The organism is Rhizobium sp. R339, from assembly GCF_002211395.1.
Taxonomy (GTDB): domain Bacteria; phylum Pseudomonadota; class Alphaproteobacteria; order Rhizobiales; family Rhizobiaceae; genus Rhizobium.
Window position 1 is genome coordinate 298,203 of record NZ_LOKV01000001.1, and the last position, 16,451, is coordinate 314,653.

17 protein-coding genes are annotated in these 16,451 nt (G+C 62.0%); 11 read left to right on the forward strand and 6 right to left on the reverse strand.

Going from position 1 to position 16,451, the window contains the following annotated elements:
* Window positions 1–24 precede the first annotated feature (24 nt).
* On the reverse strand, window positions 25–801 hold the full coding sequence (locus ATY76_RS01400) for a 3-hydroxybutyrate dehydrogenase (protein WP_088672988.1): 777 nt from the start codon (window positions 799–801) through the stop codon (window positions 25–27).
* A gap of 146 nt (window positions 802–947) precedes the next feature.
* On the opposite strand from ATY76_RS01400, the gene glpK reads away from it, so the two are divergent.
* Window positions 948–2,441 carry a glycerol kinase GlpK gene (glpK, locus tag ATY76_RS01405; RefSeq protein ID WP_088672989.1) on the forward strand — a complete coding sequence of 498 codons (1,494 nt, stop codon included), beginning with the start codon at window positions 948–950 and terminating at the stop codon, window positions 2,439–2,441.
* A 45-nt stretch (window positions 2,442–2,486) separates the two neighbouring features.
* On the opposite strand, the gene ATY76_RS01410 is transcribed toward glpK, so the two are convergent.
* Both ATY76_RS01410 and ATY76_RS01415 read right to left on the reverse strand, forming a co-directional pair.
* On the reverse strand, window positions 2,487–2,777 hold the full coding sequence (locus tag ATY76_RS01410; protein WP_088672990.1) for a type II toxin-antitoxin system RelE/ParE family toxin: 291 nt from the start codon (window positions 2,775–2,777) through the stop codon (window positions 2,487–2,489).
* Window positions 2,770–3,030, reverse strand: coding sequence for a type II toxin-antitoxin system ParD family antitoxin (locus tag ATY76_RS01415; RefSeq protein ID WP_088672991.1), 261 nt, complete (start codon window positions 3,028–3,030; stop codon window positions 2,770–2,772). Before ATY76_RS01415 ends, ATY76_RS01410 begins: the two co-directional genes overlap by 8 nt.
* Window positions 3,031–3,183: 153 nt before the next feature.
* Here ATY76_RS01415 and ATY76_RS01420 point away from each other — a divergent pair, with 153 nt between their 5' ends.
* The 5 genes from ATY76_RS01420 to map all read left to right on the forward strand — a co-directional run bounded on the left by ATY76_RS01420 (window position 3,184) and on the right by map (window position 7,496).
* Window positions 3,184–3,558 (forward strand): YciI family protein, encoded by a 375-nt coding sequence (locus tag ATY76_RS01420; RefSeq protein ID WP_088672992.1) that lies wholly within the window; start codon window positions 3,184–3,186, stop codon window positions 3,556–3,558.
* Complete coding sequence (locus ATY76_RS01425) at window positions 3,555–4,814, forward strand: RNA polymerase sigma factor (protein WP_088672993.1); 1,260 nt, start codon at window positions 3,555–3,557, stop codon at window positions 4,812–4,814. Before ATY76_RS01420 ends, ATY76_RS01425 begins: the two co-directional genes overlap by 4 nt.
* An 89-nt stretch (window positions 4,815–4,903) precedes the next feature.
* Window positions 4,904–5,371 (forward strand): SRPBCC family protein, encoded by a 468-nt coding sequence (locus ATY76_RS01430; protein WP_088672994.1) that lies wholly within the window; start codon window positions 4,904–4,906, stop codon window positions 5,369–5,371.
* A gap of 265 nt (window positions 5,372–5,636) precedes the next feature.
* Window positions 5,637–6,698: an LLM class flavin-dependent oxidoreductase gene (locus tag ATY76_RS01435; protein ID WP_088672995.1), complete on the forward strand. Its 1,062-nt coding sequence runs from the start codon at window positions 5,637–5,639 to the stop codon at window positions 6,696–6,698.
* A 39-nt stretch (window positions 6,699–6,737) separates the two neighbouring features.
* Entirely contained in the window at window positions 6,738–7,496 is a 759-nt protein-coding gene (gene map, locus ATY76_RS01440; protein ID WP_088672996.1) for a type I methionyl aminopeptidase, read from the forward strand.
* A 347-nt stretch (window positions 7,497–7,843) separates the two neighbouring features.
* On the opposite strand, the gene ATY76_RS01445 is transcribed toward map, so the two are convergent.
* Window positions 7,844–8,419 (reverse strand): PadR family transcriptional regulator, encoded by a 576-nt coding sequence (locus tag ATY76_RS01445; protein WP_088672997.1) that lies wholly within the window; start codon window positions 8,417–8,419, stop codon window positions 7,844–7,846.
* A 167-nt stretch (window positions 8,420–8,586) separates the two neighbouring features.
* Here ATY76_RS01445 and ATY76_RS01450 point away from each other — a divergent pair, with 167 nt between their 5' ends.
* Both ATY76_RS01450 and sbmA read left to right on the forward strand, forming a co-directional pair.
* The gene (locus tag ATY76_RS01450; RefSeq protein ID WP_088672998.1) at window positions 8,587–9,771 is read left to right on the forward strand and encodes a YbfB/YjiJ family MFS transporter; all 1,185 of its coding nucleotides are present in this window, start codon (window positions 8,587–8,589) and stop codon (window positions 9,769–9,771) included.
* Between the two features lie 125 nt (window positions 9,772–9,896).
* Window positions 9,897–11,162 carry a peptide antibiotic transporter SbmA gene (gene sbmA / locus ATY76_RS01455; RefSeq protein ID WP_088672999.1) on the forward strand — a complete coding sequence of 422 codons (1,266 nt, stop codon included), beginning with the start codon at window positions 9,897–9,899 and terminating at the stop codon, window positions 11,160–11,162.
* Window positions 11,163–11,410: 248 nt separating this feature from the next.
* Here the strand turns inward: sbmA and ATY76_RS01460 are convergent, their stop codons facing one another.
* Window positions 11,411–12,400 carry a polysaccharide deacetylase gene (locus ATY76_RS01460; RefSeq protein WP_088673000.1) on the reverse strand — a complete coding sequence of 330 codons (990 nt, stop codon included), beginning with the start codon at window positions 12,398–12,400 and terminating at the stop codon, window positions 11,411–11,413.
* Window positions 12,401–12,782: 382 nt separating this feature from the next.
* Between ATY76_RS01460 and ATY76_RS01475 the strand changes: the two genes are divergently transcribed.
* From ATY76_RS01475 to der, 3 genes are all read left to right on the forward strand, one after another.
* A complete protein-coding gene (locus ATY76_RS01475) occupies window positions 12,783–13,367 on the forward strand; it encodes an NnrU family protein (RefSeq protein WP_088673001.1) in 585 nt (194 codons plus the stop codon).
* A 103-nt stretch (window positions 13,368–13,470) separates the two neighbouring features.
* Window positions 13,471–14,154: a tetratricopeptide repeat protein gene (locus ATY76_RS01480; RefSeq protein WP_088673002.1), complete on the forward strand. Its 684-nt coding sequence runs from the start codon at window positions 13,471–13,473 to the stop codon at window positions 14,152–14,154.
* A 15-nt stretch (window positions 14,155–14,169) separates the two neighbouring features.
* Entirely contained in the window at window positions 14,170–15,591 is a 1,422-nt protein-coding gene (gene der / locus ATY76_RS01485) for a ribosome biogenesis GTPase Der (protein WP_088673003.1), read from the forward strand.
* A gap of 273 nt (window positions 15,592–15,864) precedes the next feature.
* Here the strand turns inward: der and ATY76_RS01495 are convergent, their stop codons facing one another.
* Complete coding sequence (locus ATY76_RS01495) at window positions 15,865–16,302, reverse strand: MarR family transcriptional regulator (protein ID WP_088673004.1); 438 nt, start codon at window positions 16,300–16,302, stop codon at window positions 15,865–15,867.
* Window positions 16,303–16,451: the final 149 nt, after the last annotated feature.

Here is a 16,451-nt window from a genome sequence, read left to right on the forward strand (position 1 = left end):
TTCCCGGTTGTTTTTTCCAAATGGTTAAGCCGCCGTCCAGCCACCGTCAATCGAGATATGCGTTCCGGTCACCTGACGGGCGGCCTCGCTGGCGAGGTAGAGCGACAGCGCGCCGATCTCCTCGGCCTTGACGAATTCACGCGTCGGCTGCGCCTTGAGGATGACTTCGCTCTTCACCTGCTCCTCGGTCATGCCGCGGGCTCTCGCGGTATCGGGTATCTGCTTTTCGACGAGCGGTGTCAGCACATAGCCGGGGCAGATGGCGTTGACGGTCACGCCGAACTCGGCAAGTTCGAGTGCCGCCGTTTTCGTCAGGCCTAATATACCATGTTTCGCCGCCACATAGGCGGATTTGAACGGGGAGGCGACGAGCCCGTGCGCCGAGGCGATGTTGATGATGCGGCCGTGTTTCCTGGCCTTCATCAGCGGGATGGCGGCGCGCATGGTGTGGAAGGAACTCGAGAGGTTGATCGCGATGATCTGGTCCCACTTGTCGATCGGGAAATCCTCGATCTTCTCGACATGCTGGATGCCGGCATTGTTGACGAGGACATCGACGGTGCCGAAGGTCTTCGCCGCCGTTTCGATCAGGTCGGCGATCTCGGCGGGCTTGGTCATGTCGGCCGGATGATAGAGCGCACGGCCTTTCGAGACCGATTCAAGCCGCCCGACGATCGCCTTGATTTCATCGGCATTTCCGAAACCGTTGATGACAACATTATCGCCGGTTTCGGCAAAGGCGGTGGCGATGGCAAGACCGATGCCGCTGGTGGAACCGGTGACGACGACTGATCTGCTCATGCTGTTTCTCCTGACATGCGATGCTGCGTTGCACCGTTGCGGGCGAGGTTATGCCCAAAGCCGGCAAGCTGGCAATTCCGCTTTATGGCTTTTCTCGCCCGCATCCGTGTCCTATTGATTTGTCACGATAATCGAGGAAGACTCTGATGAGTGGATATGTTCTGGCGATCGATCAGGGAACGACGTCGACACGGGCGATCGTTTTCGATGGCGACATGCAGGTCGTCGGCAAGGGCCAGAAGGAATTCACTCAGATCTATCCGCGCTCCGGCTGGGTCGAGCATGATCCCGAGGAGATCTGGGATTCGGTCGTCTCCACCGTCAAGATGGCGCTGCGCGAGGCCAAGGTGGCGGCGAAGGACATAGCCGCTCTCGGGATCACCAACCAGCGTGAGACCGTGGTGGTCTGGGAGCGCGAGACGGGCCGGCCGATCCAGAACGCCATCGTCTGGCAGGACCGGCGCACGGCAAGCTACTGCGACAACCTCAAGCGGCAGGATCTGGAGCGGGTTTTCATCAAGAAGACCGGCTTGATCCTCGATCCCTATTTCTCCGGAACCAAGCTCTCGTGGATGCTCGCTAATGTGAAGGGGGCGCGGGCGCGGGCCGCCAGGGGCGATCTCTGCTTCGGCACGATCGATACCTTTCTGATCTGGCGGCTGACCGGCGGCAAGAGCTTCGTGACCGATGCCACCAATGCCTCGCGCACGCTGATGTACAACATCGCCGAAAATGCCTGGGACGAGGATCTGCTCGACATTCTCAGGGTGCCGGCCGCCATGCTGCCGGAGGTGAAGGATTGCGCTGCCGATTTCGGCACGGTCGATCCTGAAATCTTCGGTGCCGCGATCCCGATCCTCGGTGTCGCCGGCGACCAGCAGGCGGCGACCATCGGTCAGGCCTGTTTTGCGCCGGGCATGCTGAAATCGACCTACGGCACCGGCTGCTTTGCGCTGCTCAATACCGGCGCCGACATGGTGCGTTCGAAAAACCGGCTGCTGACCACCATTGCCTACCGGCTGAACGGCGAGACGACCTATGCGCTGGAGGGATCGATCTTCATTGCGGGTGCGGCGGTGCAATGGCTGCGGGATGGGCTCGGGATCATCGGCAGCGCCGCTGAGACCAATGCGCTTGCCGAAAAGGCCGATCAGACGCAGGAGGTCTATCTCGTGCCCGCCTTCACCGGCCTCGGCGCGCCGCATTGGGACGCCAAGGCGCGCGGCGCGATCTTCGGGCTGACGCGCAACACCGGCCCGGCGGAGCTTTCGCGCGCCGCGCTCGAAGCCGTCTGCTATCAGACCCGCGACCTGCTCGATGCCATGCAGAAGGACTGGAAGAACGGCAGTGAGGACACCGTGCTTCGCGTCGACGGCGGCATGGTCGCCTCCGACTGGACGATGCAGCGGCTCGCCGACCTGCTCGACGCCCCGGTCGACCGGCCGGTGATCCTGGAGACGACGGCGCTCGGCGCCGCCTGGCTTGCCGGCAGCCGGGCAGGGGTGTGGCCGGACAGGGACCGCTTTTCGGCCACATGGAAACGGGACCGGCGCTTCGAGCCCGACATGGACGAGAAGGTGCGCACGGCAAAGCTCAAGGGTTGGAAGAATGCAGTCAAGCGAACGCTGAGCGAGGGGTGAGGGCGATATAGCCCCGCCTTGCTTCGGAACGGGCGGGTATCCTTGTCAGCTCAACCAGTTCTCAACATCGCGGGCGCCGTATACGACTGCAACGACGAAGATGCCGTAGGGCATTGGTTCGTAGATTGCGATATAGCGTCCTTCAATCAGAATTCGCGCGGTCGGACTTAGCTCAGGACGAGGTGAACCCATGTGAGGGTGCTCCGCGGCAAGCTCCACCTTTTCCATAATCCGGATGAGAAGGGCGTCGGCGGCCCTCTCATTGTCGGCAGCGATCGAGCGCCAGATGTCGCGTAAATCGTCCTCGGCGCGCGGACTGAGAATAGATTTAGCCACGCGAGCGGGTTTCCGCCTTCAACTCCGCCAAAAGCGTTGCCGCATCGACCTCGCGGCCTTTGCCGCTTGCCATGCCCTCGTCATAGGCCTTCTTGAGGCGACTCATTTCCATCCGCCGGGTTTCCTCCCGCTGTTCCCACAGGCGCAGCGCATCGCGAATGACTTCACTGTTGGAGGCATAGGCTCCGGACTCGACCGCGTCGTGCAGGCGGGCGATTTGTTGAGGAGAAAGCGAGATGGTCAGGGTTCTCATAGCCTGAATTATAGCGCGGCTAACAAGAAATAACAATTTTTGTTAGTGAGGGATGTTTTGCGGTCAGCGGTGCTTCCCGTCGGTTCATAATTTTTTGATGCGGCCTGTCGGCTAAGCGGTTACTCCTTCGTCATTCGGAAAGAGGAGTGACCGATGCTTTACGCAATCCTTTGTTACGCCCATGAGGAAACCGTCTTCGCCTGGACCAAGGAGGAAGAAGCTGCCGTAATGGAGAAGCTTTACGCGGTGCAGGAGCCGCTCGCCAAGGCCGGCAAGCTCGGGCCTGTCGGCCGGCTGATGCCGACGACGGCGGCGACGACCGTGCGCAAGGGCAGGGATGAGGCTCTCGTCATCGACGGGCCTTTCGCGGAAACGAAGGAGGCGCTTCTCGGCTTCTATGTGGTTGATTTCGAGACGCTGGAGGAGGCGGTCGCCTTCTCGAAACAGCTATCGGCCGTCAACCCAGGCTCCACCTCTTACGAAATTCGGCCTTTCTACGTGTTCAGGCCGGGAGATGCTGCATCATGACCGATATTGCCTGGATCGACCTCGCGCTTGCCTCCGCCAGACCGAAGGCGCTCGGCGCGCTGCTGCGCTATTTCCGCGATCTCGATACCGCGGAAGAGGCGTTCCAGGAGGCATGCCTGAGGGCGATCCGGACATGGCCGGAGAAAGGGCCGCCGCGCGATCCGACCGCCTGGCTGATCTTCGTCGGCCGCAACAGCGGCATCGATGCCGTGCGCAAGCGCTCAAAGCTCCAGGCGCTGCCGGATGAGGATACGATTTCCGATGCCGAGGATGCCGAAAGCGATATCGCCGAGCGGCTGGACGATTCCCACTATCGCGACGACATCCTGCGGCTTCTCTTCATCTGCTGCCATCCCGATCTGCCTGCGACCCAGCAGATCGCGCTGGCGCTGCGCATCGTTTCCGGCCTTTCGGTGACGCAGATCGCCCGCGCTTTCCTGGTTTCCGAAAGCGCCATGGAGCAGCGCATCACCCGGGCCAAGGCGCGCGTCGCCAAGGCGGGCGTGCCTTTCGAAACGCCGAGCCCCGAGGAGAGGGCGGAGCGGCTTTCGATCGTCGGCACGATGATCTATCTGATCTTCAACGAGGGCTACAGCCAGGCCGATCCCAGGCATGAAGCGGCTGCCTTCAGCGACGAGGCGATCCGGCTTGCGCGGCTGATGCTGCGCATCTTTCCCGCCGAGCCCGAATTGATGGGGCTGCTCGCGCTGATGCTTCTGCAGATCTCGCGCCGGCCGGCGCGGTTCAGCGCCGAAGACGAGATCGTGCTGCTCGAAGATCAGGACCGCTCTCTCTGGAACCAGCTCTTCATCAACGAGGCACTGGCGCTGCTCGACAAGGCTCTGCGCCACCGCCAACCCGGGCCTTATCAGCTGCAGGCAGCGATTGCCGCGGTTCATTCCCGGGCAAAACGGGCTGAAGACACGGATTGGGTCGAGATCGATCTGCTTTACCGTGCGCTGGAACGCATCCAGCCGTCCCCGGTCGTCACGCTCAACAGGGCGGTGGTGATTTCCAAATTGCATGGGCCTGGGGCGGCACTCGATCTCGTCGATCCGCTCGGCGAGAAACTCGACGGCTATTTCTATTATCATGGGCTGCGTGGCAATTTGCTGAAGCAGATCGGCCGCCACGGCCAGGCCCGAGAAGCCTTCGATCGCGCCATTGCGCTTGCCCATTCGGCGGCGGAGGCGGCCCATATCCGCCGGCAGATCGACAAGATGCAGGAAGAGGCCGCGCAGCCGGCCGTAAAATAATTCGGCGCACTGTCGGAACGGCGAAGTCCCGCACGTCCTTGCAACAACCTGATACGAAACAGGTTTCACTCAAATGGAGAGATGTTGAAATGACCGCCAGCACGCAGCATGAACTCGTCCTCGTCCGCGAATTCGACGCCCCGCGCGAGAAGATTTACAAGGCATGGACCGATCCGGAGCTTCTGAAGCAGTGGTTCGTGCCGCGCCCCTGGGGTGTGGCGGAAGCGACGCTCGACGTCCGCCCCGGCGGCTCCAGCGTCGTCGTGATGCAGGACCCCGAGGGCAACCGCTATCCGAACCAGGGCGTCTATCTCGAAGTCGTCGAGAACGAGAAGCTCGTCTTCACCGATGCCTATAGCGAGGCCTGGGTGCCTGCCGAGAAACCCTTCTTCACTGGCGTCATCCTGCTCGAGGAGCTCGGCAACGGCCGGACGAAATACACCGCCAAGGCGCTGCACTGGCGCGCCGAGGACAAGGACGCGCATGAGAAGATGGGCTTCCACGAGGGATGGGGCAAGGCCGCCGACCAGCTGGCGGAACTGCTGGCGAAGATGTGAGGCGTTTGGGCGCGGCGCATGCCGCGCCGTTCCTCCTGCTTCAAGTGCGGCGTGAGGCCGTTTGGACGATGATTCCACTGCGGCTCGGAAGTCGTTGAATTCAGATTCGAATTGGTGGTTTGGGCGGGTTTTTGGTGTTCGTTGAAGCAAAGCCAAAAACATCCCGCCGCCTATCGAAATTCTCGAACATTCCGTTCCAGAGATTGTATTTGCGTTCGCTGCCGCCGGTCTTTATCTCCAGGTTGAAGTCAACGGGATGCGGACAATGGAACTTGGCCTTTACACTTTTGCGGACGTCAATCCCAATCCCTCCCGCAGCAAGGGAGCGGAAGGGGCCGAGCGGCTGAAGCATCTGATCGAGGAGATCGAGCTTGCCGATCAGGTCGGGCTCGACGTCTTCGGGCTCGGCGAGCATCACCGGCCGGATTATGCGGCGTCCGCTCCCGCGGTGGCGTTGGCGGCGGCTGCCGTCAAGACCAGCAATATCCGGCTGACGAGCGCCGTCACCGTGCTGTCTTCCGATGATCCCGTGAGGGTCTTTCAGCAGTTTGCGACGCTCGACCTGATTTCCGATGGCCGGGCCGAAATCATGGCGGGGCGCGGCTCCTTCATCGAGTCCTTCCCGCTGTTCGGCTACAATCTCGAAGATTACGACCAGCTTTTCGAGGAGAAGCTCGATCTGCTCTTGGCGCTGCGCGACGGTGAGACGGTCGACTGGAGCGGCGAGCTTCGCGCGCCGATCCGCGGGCGCGGCGTTTATCCGAGGCCGCTCCAGGATCCGCTGCCGCTCTGGGTCGCTGTCGGCGGCACACCGCAATCGCTGGCGCGCGCCGGCGCGCTCGGCTTGCCGGTGGCGCTGGCGATCATCGGCGGCGAGCCGCGCCGTTTCGCGCCACTCTTCGATCTCTATCGCGAGGCGGCGCGCCGGGCAGGGCAGGACCCGGCGAAGCTGAAGACCAGCATCAACGTCCATGGCTTCATCGCCGATACGACCGAGATGGCAGCGGATCAGTTTTACGGGCCGCAGGCCGAGGTGATGAACCGCATCGGCCGCGAGCGCGGCTGGGGGCCGACCAACCGGGCGCATTTCGACATGTCGCGCGGGCCGAACGGTGCGCTCTTCGTCGGCGATCCGGAGGCGGTCGCCGAAAAGATCATCGCCCAGCACGCGCTCTTCAAGAACGACCGCTTCCTGTTGCAGATGGCGATCGGCCTGATGCCGCATGACCAGATCATGCGCGGCATCGAACTCTACGGGACGAAAGTGGCGCCGATCGTCAGAAAGGCATTGACTGAAAAGAATGAAGGGGCGAAAGCCTCAGCCTGAGGCGGCGGCCGCCGCCCTGCGCAAGGCCGGAACGGACGAATGGTTATCGCAAACGACGACGAACTGGTGAAGCTCAAGGAGATCGGCCGCATCTGCGCCAACGCCATCCAGGTGATGGCGGCAGCGATGGAGCCGGGCATGACGACCCTGGAGCTCGACCAGATCGGCCGCAAGGTGCTCGAGGATTCCGGCGCGCGCTCGGCCCCGGAATTCTGCTACCAGTTTCCGGGTGCGACCTGCATCAGCGTCAACGAGGAAATCGCCCACGGCATTCCCGGAGCACGCGTCATCCGCGCCGGCGATCTCATCAATATCGACGTTTCGGCCGAGAAGGACGGCTTCTTCGCCGATACCGGCGCCTCCTTCGCGGTGCCGCCGGTCAGGCCGAAGATCGAACGGCTCTGCCGGGACGGCAAGCGGGCGCTCTGGGTGGGGCTCAACCAGGTGAAATCGGGCGAGCCGCTCGCCAAGATCGGCAGCGCCGTCGGTGCCTTTGCCCAGAAGAACCGCTACACGCTCGTCGCCAATCTGGCGAGCCACGGCGTCGGCCGCTCGCTGCATGAGGAGCCGGCCGAACTCTCCACCTGGCCGGACCCTTCGGAAAAGCGCGTCATGACGGACGGCCTCGTCTTTACAGTCGAGCCCTTCCTGTCGCTCGGCGCGACCTGGGCCGAAGGCGGCGACGACGCGTGGACGCTCTATGCCGATCCGAAGGCGCCGACGGTGCAATTCGAGCACACGGTGGTCGCAACGCGTAACGGGCCGGTGATTTTGACCCTGCCGGATGTGCAGGTGTAGAGGGAACCGTTATCTTCCGGTGGGAGCGCCCGCCTCGTCCTTCGAGGCCCCTTTGGGGCACCTCAGGATGAGGCTCTCTTGAGCGCCGGCAGCTCTCCACATTCCCCACCACAACGATCGATCAACAGCAATACCCATATGGACGCGGCATCCTCCAGCGATCCTCATGCTGAGGCGCGCAGCCCGTAGGGCGGAGCCTCGAAGCACGCCGCAACGCTGCTTCTTGCATCATCCAATGTCGGCGCGCCCGCCTCGTCCTTCGAGGCCCCTGCGGGGCACCTCAGGATGAGGCTCTCTTAGATGTCGGCGCATTCCTCGAACGCGCCGTAGGTCGGCACCAACCTTCATCACCCCCGCGTTTCCGGCCTGCCGCCCTGCAGGATCTCCGTGGCGGCGCGTTCCAATATGCCGGCGATGCGGGCGGCTTCGGGTTTGGACCAGGGATAGCGCATCCGGAGCGCCGAGCGCAGCAGCATGCGGGCGGCGCGGATGTCGCCGCCGTCCTGCATGAAGTCGCCGTCGTTATCATCATCGGCGCCGTGGCGGTCGCTTTCGAAGACGCGCTTCACATAGGCCATCTTCTCACCGATGCGCTCGAGCTTGGCGAGCGTGTGCATGATCATCTCGCGGTTTTCGGCGACGCGGCGGCGCCCGGCCTCGGTGATGCGGTAGAGCTTCTTGGTGCCCTCGTTTTCCACTTCGGCAAGGCCGGTTTCCTCAAGATAGGTCAGCGCGGGATAGATGACGCCGGGGCTCGGCACATAGAAGCCGCCGGAGCGCTCCTCGAGGATCTTGATCAGCTCATAGCCGTGGCACGGCCGCTCGTCGAGCAGGGCCAGGATGACGAGCTGCAGATCGCCGGCTGCGAATTTGCGGCCCATGCGGAAACCTCCGCCGAACATGCCGCCTTTGAAACCTCTCATGGTTTTCCCTTTCATCGTTGGATATATCGTTCACTATGTCGTAAAACATATATCGTAAGATATTTCTTTCAAGAGCGGCGACCGAAAAAATCCATCTTTCGTGGAATTGATCGATCGATCAGAAATAGTCGTTTGTGGCCCCGGCGCTGCGGCGCGATAAGCGCTGCATGCTTTCCCGCCCGCAGCACGCCACGCCGAATCTCTTCGCCACAGCCGCCGCTGGCGCTGTCGCCATGGCGGCGGCCATGGGTTTCGGCCGCTTTTCCTACACGCCGATCCTGCCCGGCATGATGAGCGGCGTGCCGCTTTCGGCGGCCGATGCGGGTTTCATCGCCTCGGCGAATTTTGTCGGTTACCTCGTGGGCGCCGTGCTTGCCGCTTATGGCTGGGCGGCGGGGCGCGAGCGGCCGGTGGCGCTCTCGGCACTGCTGGCCAACGCAATCCTGCTCGCCGCCATGGCCGGCACGGAATCCGTCGCTGTCTTTGCCGCCATCCGTTTCCTCGCCGGTCTCGCCAGCGCCTTTGCGATGGTCTTCACCTCGTCGATCGTGCTGAGCCATGGGGCCGCGGCCGGCAACGACCATGTGCAGGCGGCGCATTTCGGCGGGCCGGGGGCCGGGATTGCGCTTTCCTCGGTGATGGTGCTGCTGATCGGTCTCGGTTTTCACGACGGACCCGGCGGCTGGCGCGCCGATTGGATCGGTGGGGCGATCTACTGCGCAGCAAGCCTGGTCGTCGTCTGGTGGCTGCTGCCTTCGGCGCCGGCGCAATCGGCGCGGACGGGCAGGGAGCCGGCGCTCACCTGGAGCCGGCCGATGGTGCTCGTGACGCTGTCCTACGGCCTGTTCGGCTTCGGCTACGTGATCACGGCAACCTTCCTCGTCACCATCGCCCGCCTGTCGGCAACGGGAGCTTTCGTCGAATTCCTCTGCTGGTTCATCGCCGGCCTGACGGCGGCGGTGGCGCTGTTTGCCTGGAAGCCGTTTGTGAGGCTTCTCGGGCTCGGCGGCGTGTATGTCGCCGCGCTTCTGGTCGAGGCCGCCGGCGTGCTGGCGACGGTGGCACTGCCGGCGTCGATAGCGCCGCTCATCGGCGGGGCGCTGTTCGGGGCGACGTTCCTGGCGATCACCGCTTACGGGCTGCAGATCGGCCGCAAGCTTGCGCCTGAGAGCCCTAGACGGATTTTAGCGATGATGACGGCCGCCTTCGGTCTCGGCCAGATCGTTGGGCCTGTTGTCGCCGGCTGGATCGCCGAACGCTCAGGCAGTTTCGCCGTCCCGACGGTGATCGCCGCCGCCGCACTTCTCGTCTGCGCGGCGCTTGTCATGCCGGTCCTCAGGAAAATCGCCTAACCGGTTACATCTGCGTAACAATCGGCCAAGCCCATTGCTGCTTCCTTCGAACTGCCTTAGTTTCCGGCACAATCAGTGTTCCAAGACACTCCCGAGACTCACAGTTCAGGAAAGCAAAGCCCCCCGTGTTTCATTCGTTTTTTCCCCAGCCGAAGGCGTTCTTTAGTTCGCTTGTTGTTTGGACCCTGATTTCCATTGCCGGATGGTATCTCTTTGCAGCCGGTCTCGGCCTCTCTCTCGGTTTTACCCCTGTCCCCGAAGATCAGCAGCCGATCGACCTCTCCTTCTTCCTGCTGCCGGAAAACGTCTGGTTCTACAGTTATTTCTTTCTGTCGGCGGTAGTCTTCTGCGGCTTCTGGCATCTAAAGGCGCTGCACCATCCCTGGAAACTCTGGTCGATCTGGGGTTCGGCGCTGATCATCTTCGTGACCTATTTCGGCGTGCAGATCACCGTTGTGATCAATAATTGGCGCCGACCCTTCGGCGATCTGCTGCAGAATGCGCTGTCGAAGCAGCCCGGCATTAGCGTCGACAATTTCTACGACCTGATGTGGGTTTTCTGTCAGATCGCATTTCTCAGCATGTTCGTATCGATCATGACTGACTTCTTTACGAGCCATTACATCTTCCGCTGGCGTACGGCGATGAACAATTTCTACATGTCGAAGTGGGAAAAGCTGCGGCATATCGAAGGCGCTTCGCAGCGCGTTCAGGAAGACACGATGCGTTTTTCGAGCACGCTCGAAGGCCTCGGCATCAGCCTCATCAACTCGGTGATGACGCTCGTGGTCTTTCTTCCGATCCTTCTGGCGCTATCGCATTACGTGACGGCGCTGCCGGTGATCGGGCCGCTGGCGAATTCGCTCTTCTGGCTAGCGCTTTTCTGGTCGGCATTCGGTACGCTGCTGCTGGCCGTCGCCGGTGTGAAGCTGCCGGGTTTGAACTTCCGCAATCAGCGCGTCGAAGCGGCCTATCGTAAAGAGCTCGTCTATGGCGAAGACCATGCCGAGCGAGCCCAGCCGCTGACGGTCAGGGAGCTTTTCGAAAACGTTCGACGCAACTATTTCCGCATGTACTTCCACTACATGTATTTCAACGTTGCCCGCTATTTCTACATCCAGGCGGACGCGCTCTTCGTGGTCTTCATGCTGGTGCCGACAATCGTGGCGGGTACCATCACCTACGGTATCTTCCAGCAGATCTCGACCGCCTTCGGCCAGGTCAGCAACTCGTTTCAATATCTGGTCAATTCCTGGACGACGATCATCGAGCTGCTCTCCATCCACAAGCGCCTCAAGGCCTTCGAGGCGGCAATCGACGACGAGCCGCTGCCGGATATCGATCAGCGTTACCTCGAGCGTGAAGCCGGTGTCGTGCATGCGGATGGGTGAGGTCTAGCTCTGGACGGTAGGTGGTCTCGATTGATAGTAGTGTCGGGTGAGCTGTGAGGCCCCCTCATCCGCCTGCCGGCACCTTCTCCCCGCTGGGAGAAGAGACTCGAGGCGGCGCCTCGTATTTATCCGTCGCTTAAGAATATGTCCGCCGACATCCCTATTCCCTCTTCTCCCCAGCGGGGAGAAGGTGCCCGTTAGGGCGGATGAGGGGGCTAACGGCACTACCCCTCACTTTTAAAACACCGTCACAGCCCCGACGTCTGCTGCAGTTTGCCGCGTGCTTCGATCATCGGGATCGCTTCCGAATAACTGACGCAGGCCACATCTGAGCGATGGCAGACGTCGCTGACGAGCCGGTCGAGGGCGCGCCAGTAGGCGCCGCCGTTCATTTCGACGAAGTGGAAGCCGAGCTGGAGGGGGATGCGGTTGCCGTCGTATTGGCGTTCGAAGGCTTCAGAGAAGGCGGCGTAGGCGCGATCTTCGAATTCCTTGGAGTCCGCCGCGTCTTCCTCGCCCTTGGAGTGGCGGACGAAGAGGTTGTAGTCCATGCCGATGATCGGCTTTTCGTTCGGGCCTTCCGGAATCAGCGGCAAGCCGAAGCGGATGATGCCGTCTTCCTCGACGGGCATGGCTGGGCCCTTGGTGACGAGGCTTGCATCATAGGTGAAGCCCGCCTTCTTTTCGGCGGTGATCATATCGGCGCCCGCCGTGGCGGAAAGGTAGGGCGCGCGAAAGCCCTTGATGCCGTGATCGACGAGGTCCTGCCAGCCGGCCGGCTCCTCGAGGCCGACGCTCTTCCAGGCGTTTTTCAATGTCGCGTGAAAGGTCGCGTATTCGGCCGACCAATCGGCTTCGCTCCATTGCCGGCCATCGAAATGGCCGCAGGCATGGCTTGATATGTCGTGGCCTTCGAGATGGGCGTGCCAGATATTGCCGAGGCGTTCGCGGATCTCGTCATCGCTTTGCGCGAAGCCGACATTGGATTTGCCGCGCTTCTGGTGCGGCGCCTGATAGGCCTTCTTCGCCGCCTCGTTCATGAGGAAGGTGCAGGAAAGGAAATAGGTGAAATGGGCGCCGTTCTTTGCGGCCATCTCACGGCTCTTCAGCCAGAGCGCGTTGTCGTGGGCGCCGTCGAAGGAGATGATGACGAGTTGTTTCGGCCGGTCTGACGCCCCTGCCATTGCAGGCAGAAGGAACGAGGCAGCCAGACAGGTGGCGAGGAGAGGACGAGACATGGACACCGCGACAATTTGTTCGCGGCTTCCCTCCGATAGAATTGCGGCGAAGCTGCGGTCTCAACTGGTATTTTTTCGCGCCAGCCGTTAGAGCCTTTCCTGGTCAGATTGAAGCATTCTGCCGGAGCAGGTTTTCGTCAGGGCAGAGGCGATTGGCGAACGGCATACCCCAAGGTACGTCCGAGCCGATCGCCTCTGATCCTGGCGGAAACATGCCCGGCCCTTCGGGTTGGCTGAAACGGGCCGGCTGATCGTTGGCCGTAGAGCTTTGCTACGACGCGCGCCGGCCGATCGACCACCCGACTCCGTTTGAGCCAACAGAATGCTTCAATCTGACCAGGAAAGGCTCTAAGCCATGACAAACTGCACGGAAGGGACCGCAATGGCACTGCTTATCGTCGGCATCATACTTTTTCTCGGCGTGCATCTGGTGCGGGTGGTGGCTCCAGGCCTGCGCCGCTCGATGATCGCAAGCCTCGGCGAGCGGGGATGGCGGGCCGGCTATTCGATCGCGAGCATCCTCACGCTGATCCTCTTGATCTACGGATTCGGACAGGCGCGTCAGGTGACGGGCATGCTCTACAATCCGCCGGTCTGGACGGCGCATATCGCGATCACGCTGATGCTGATCGCGATGATCTGTCTCGTCGCCTCGCTGCTGCCGGCGGGGCATATCGCCACGAAGACCAAACATCCGATGGTGCTGTCGGTGAAGATCTGGGCGCTGGCGCATCTGCTCGCCAATGGCGAGACCTCGTCGGTCCTGCTGTTTGCGGCCTTCCTCGCCTGGGGCGTGATCCTGCGCATTTCGCTGAAACGCCGCGAGCGGGCGGGCGAAATTTCGCTCCGGCCCTTCGTCTCTGCCAAGTACGATCTCTATGCCATCGTCATCGGCATCGTCGCCTGGGCGCTGATCATCTGGAAGCTGCACGAATGGTTGATCGGAGTTTCGCCGCTCGTGATGTGACGAATCTTTCATATCCCCCTTACAACCGCGGCAAAATGGAGTAGAAGGCCCGACAATATGCATCCTGCATAGTGTGTGGGTATTTCCGCGGCCGGAGACGAGAATGGCATTCAACGACGACAGCTTCATCCGTGAAGTCAATGAGGAATTGCGGTCCGACCAGATGAAGGGCGTCTGGCGCCGGTTCGGCCGCTATATCATCGTCGTCGCCATCCTGATCGTCGTCGGCACTGCCGGCAAGGTTCTCTTTGAATATTGGGACGATACCCGCTCCTCCGGTGCTGGCGATCAGTTCTTGGCGGCGATGAAGCTTGCCGACGAGAACAAGAACGACGAGGCGCTGGCCGCGCTCGACAAGCTCGAAAAGGAAGGCCATGGCGCCTATCCGGTGCTGGCGCGCATGCGGGCCGCAACCGTCCAGGCGCAGAAGGGCGATGCCAACGCGGCAATCACCGCCTTCAACGAGATCGGCAAGGACAACAGCGTGCCGGCCGCCGTGCGCGACGCCGCCAAAATGCGCGCCGGCTGGCTGCTGATCGAGAACGGCTCCTACGAGCAGGTTTCGGCCGCGATCGAGGAAATGGCCGTGCCGGGCAACGCCTTCCGCCATTCGGCGCGCGAAGCGCTCGGTCTTGCTTCCTATAAGGCCGGCAACATGGCGCAGGCCCGCCAATGGTTCCAGTCGATCGTCGACGATGCCGACAGCCCGCGTAATGTTGCCAATCGCGCCCATATGATGCTTGATCTCATTACCGCATCCGGCAAGGCGCCCGCCGCGCAGGGCTAAGCTTAAGGAAAAAGAATGAGCTTCACGGTCGCGATCGTCGGTCGTCCGAATGTCGGCAAGTCGACGCTTTTCAACCGCCTGGTCGGCAAAAAGCTCGCGCTCGTCGACGATACGCCGGGTGTGACGCGCGACCGCCGGCCGGGTGATGCGCGGCTGATGGGCCTGACCTTCACCATCATCGATACGGCCGGCCTCGAAGAGGCCGACGAGGAAAGCCTGCAGGGCCGTATGCGCGCGCAGACGGAAGCGGCGATCGACGAGGCGGATCTTTCGCTTTTCGTCGTCGACGCCAAGAACGGTCTGACGCCGGTCGACAATGCGCTTGCCGAAATGCTGCGCCGGCGCGGCAAGCCGGTGGTGCTCGTCGCCAACAAATCCGAAGCGCGCGGTTCCGACAGCGGCTTCTACGATGCCTATACGCTCGGTCTCGGCGAGCCGACGCCGATCTCGGCCGAACACGGGCAAGGCATGATCGACCTGCGCGACGCGATCGTCGCGGCGATCGGCGAGGAGCGGGCCTATGCCAAGGAGGATGTCGCCGTCACCGACGTCGACATTTCCGAGACTGCCGGCGAGGGTGAGGACGAGGATGAAGAGCCCGCCTATGACGATACCAAGCCGCTCAGGGTGGCGATCGTCGGCCGCCCGAATGCCGGCAAGTCGACGCTGATCAACCGCTTCCTCGGTGAAGACAGGCTTTTGACCGGGCCGGAAGCAGGCATCACCCGCGATTCCATCTCGGTCGAGTGGGATTGGCGCGGCCGCACCATCAAGATGTTCGATACGGCGGGCATGCGCCGCAAGGCGCGTGTGACCGAAAAGCTGGAAAAGCTTTCGGTCGCCGACGCGTTGCGCGCCATCCGCTTTGCCGAGACGGTCGTCATCGTCTTCGATGCGACGATCCCCTTCGAGAAGCAGGATCTGCAGATCGTCGATCTGGTGCTGCGCGAGGGGAGGGCCGCCGTGCTAGCCTTCAACAAGTGGGATATGATCGAGGACCGGCAGGCGGTGCTGGCCGATCTTCGGGAAAAGACCGACCGGCTGCTGCCGCAGGCACGCGGGATCCGCGCCGTGCCGATTTCCGGCCAGACCGGCTGGGGACTCGACAAGCTGATGCAGTCGATCATCGACACCGACAGGGTCTGGAACAAGCGCATCTCGACGGCGAGGCTCAACCGCTGGCTGGAGACGCAGCAGATCCAGCATCCGCCACCGGCCGTCTCCGGCCGCCGGATCAAGCTGAAATACATGACGCAGGTCAAGGCCCGCCCGCCGGCCTTCATGATCTCCTGCACCCGCTCGGACGCGCTGCCGGAATCCTACACGCGCTACCTGATCAACGGGCTGCGCGCCGATTTCGACATGCCGAGCGTGCCGATCCGGATTCATTTCCGTTCGCCTGACAATCCGTACGAGTCGAAGAAGAAGCGGACGTAGGGGCTAGGGTGCTGGGTCGGCGCCTTTTAGAATATTCGTTTGCGTTGTGGTTGGGGCACCCCCCTCTGCCCTGCCGGGCATCTCCCCCACAAGGGGGGAGATCGGCTGGGAGCGGCTGCTCGCCCTCATCAACCACCGCAGATGGCTGAAGCCGCTTGGTGCCGGGTCGATGTCTTGGCAAAAGGGTGCGTCTTGCCGATCTCCCCCCTTGTGGGGGAGATGCCCGGCAGGGCAGAGGGGGGTGCGTCAGAACGAGGTGGTGCGGGTTAGCGCCTAAGCCACGCTCCTATTCAACGCCTCGCGCAGCGCCACGATCTCAGCCTGCAGCCGAGTGAGATCCGCTGCATTACGGCCGCTCGCTTCCACGATGCAGCCGGGAATGCCAATAGCCTTTTCCTTCAGGCGCACGCCTTCCTCGCTCAAGCGAATGACGACGATGCGTTCGTCCTCGCGGCTGCGGTCGCGCCTGATATAGCCGGCGTTTTCCAGGCGTTTGAGCAGCGGCGTCAGCGTGCTCGATTCCAGGAAGAGCTTTTCGCCGAGGCCGCCGACCGTTTGGCCGTCCTTTTCCCATAGCGCGACCATGGCGAGATATTGCGGATAGGTGAGGCCGAGGGTGTCGAGAAGCGGCTTGTAGACGCGGTTCAGCGCGTGGCTTGCCGTATAGACGGCAAAGCAGATGAAATCGTCGAGCTTCAGCGGATCCTGCATGGGGCATCTCCAAAACCGATTGATATTATATCGCGCAATAAATAATCGGAAGCGATGTTTATGCATGGCAGGTATGCCAAAATTTAAATTGTCCAATAAATAATCGTGCGCGATATAAAAACCGTGTTCAGAACGAACATCGAAAAACC

Excerpts from the sequence above, each read along its gene's own strand:
- ATY76_RS01400 (WP_088672988.1), bottom strand. The coding sequence starts at position 801 with ATGAGCAGATCAGTCGTCGTCACCGGTTCCACCAGCGGCATCGGTCTT.
- glpK (WP_088672989.1), top strand. The coding sequence starts at position 948 with ATGAGTGGATATGTTCTGGCGATCGATCAGGGAACGACGTCGACACGG.
- ATY76_RS01415 (WP_088672991.1), bottom strand. The coding sequence starts at position 3,030 with ATGAGAACCCTGACCATCTCGCTTTCTCCTCAACAAATCGCCCGCCTG.
- ATY76_RS01420 (WP_088672992.1), top strand. The coding sequence starts at position 3,184 with ATGCTTTACGCAATCCTTTGTTACGCCCATGAGGAAACCGTCTTCGCC.
- ATY76_RS01425 (WP_088672993.1), top strand. The coding sequence starts at position 3,555 with ATGACCGATATTGCCTGGATCGACCTCGCGCTTGCCTCCGCCAGACCG.
- ATY76_RS01430 (WP_088672994.1), top strand. The coding sequence starts at position 4,904 with ATGACCGCCAGCACGCAGCATGAACTCGTCCTCGTCCGCGAATTCGAC.
- ATY76_RS01435 (WP_088672995.1), top strand. The coding sequence starts at position 5,637 with ATGGAACTTGGCCTTTACACTTTTGCGGACGTCAATCCCAATCCCTCC.
- map (WP_088672996.1), top strand. The coding sequence starts at position 6,738 with ATGGTTATCGCAAACGACGACGAACTGGTGAAGCTCAAGGAGATCGGC.
- ATY76_RS01445 (WP_088672997.1), bottom strand. The coding sequence starts at position 8,419 with ATGAGAGGTTTCAAAGGCGGCATGTTCGGCGGAGGTTTCCGCATGGGC.
- ATY76_RS01450 (WP_088672998.1), top strand. The coding sequence starts at position 8,587 with ATGCTTTCCCGCCCGCAGCACGCCACGCCGAATCTCTTCGCCACAGCC.
- ATY76_RS01460 (WP_088673000.1), bottom strand. The coding sequence starts at position 12,400 with ATGTCTCGTCCTCTCCTCGCCACCTGTCTGGCTGCCTCGTTCCTTCTG.
- ATY76_RS01475 (WP_088673001.1), top strand. The coding sequence starts at position 12,783 with ATGGCACTGCTTATCGTCGGCATCATACTTTTTCTCGGCGTGCATCTG.
- ATY76_RS01480 (WP_088673002.1), top strand. The coding sequence starts at position 13,471 with ATGGCATTCAACGACGACAGCTTCATCCGTGAAGTCAATGAGGAATTG.
- der (WP_088673003.1), top strand. The coding sequence starts at position 14,170 with ATGAGCTTCACGGTCGCGATCGTCGGTCGTCCGAATGTCGGCAAGTCG.
- ATY76_RS01495 (WP_088673004.1), bottom strand. The coding sequence starts at position 16,302 with ATGCAGGATCCGCTGAAGCTCGACGATTTCATCTGCTTTGCCGTCTAT.